This is a genomic window from Mesorhizobium sp. M7A.F.Ca.US.014.04.1.1 (assembly GCF_003998745.1).
GTDB lineage: Bacteria > Pseudomonadota > Alphaproteobacteria > Rhizobiales > Rhizobiaceae > Mesorhizobium > Mesorhizobium ciceri.
This window is the reverse complement of the sequence record NZ_RZRW01001293.1, coordinates 1-679: the sequence shown is the minus strand read 5'-3', so window position 1 is coordinate 679 and position 679 is coordinate 1. Positions and strand designations below refer to the sequence as shown.

General features: G+C 61.3%; 1 protein-coding gene. It reads left to right on the top strand.

The genetic code is table 11. The features are described from left to right. Window positions 1-121 precede the first annotated feature (121 nt). Window positions 122-679: carbohydrate ABC transporter permease (locus tag EOA22_RS36145; RefSeq protein WP_245478797.1), on the top strand; the 558-nt coding region annotated here is incomplete at its 3' end.

Here is a 679-nt window from a genome sequence, read left to right as displayed (position 1 = left end):
GCCGTCATCATGATCTATCCGCTGTTCGTCATGGTGATGTCGTCGTTCAAGACCAACGCCGAAATCTTCAGCTCGCCCCTTCGCCCTGCCGGCGCACTTTTCGCTGGCCAATGCCGAGCGGGTGTGGAGCGAAACCAATTTCGTCCGCTACCTCGCCAATTCCGTCGGCATCACCATGGCCGCGGTGGCGCTGATCCTCCTGTTCAGCACCATGGCCGCCTATGCGATTGCCCGCTACCAGTTCAGGCTGAGCGCGCTGGTGCTGATGTTTTTCCTCAGCGGCATGACGGTGCCGCTGAAACTGGCGATCATTCCGCTGTTCATCCAGCTGGATTCGCTTGGGCTGGTCGACAGCTATGCCGGCCTGGTGCTGGTCTATGTCGCCATGGGCATTCCTTCGGCGGTGTTCATCATGACCGGCTTCCTCCGGACCTTGCCGCGCGAACTGGAAGAGTCCGCACGCATGGACGGCGCCAGCGAATTTCGCATCATGCGCTCGATCATGTTGCCGTTGGCGCGCCCGGCCCTGGTCATCGTCGCCATCCAGAACGCCGTGCCGATCTGGAACGACTTCTTCTTCCCGCTGGTGCTGATCACCTCGGACGAGCTCAAAACCTTGCCGCAGGGCCTCACCGTCTTCGTCGGCGAGTTCACCACCGACTGGGGCGTGATGTTCACC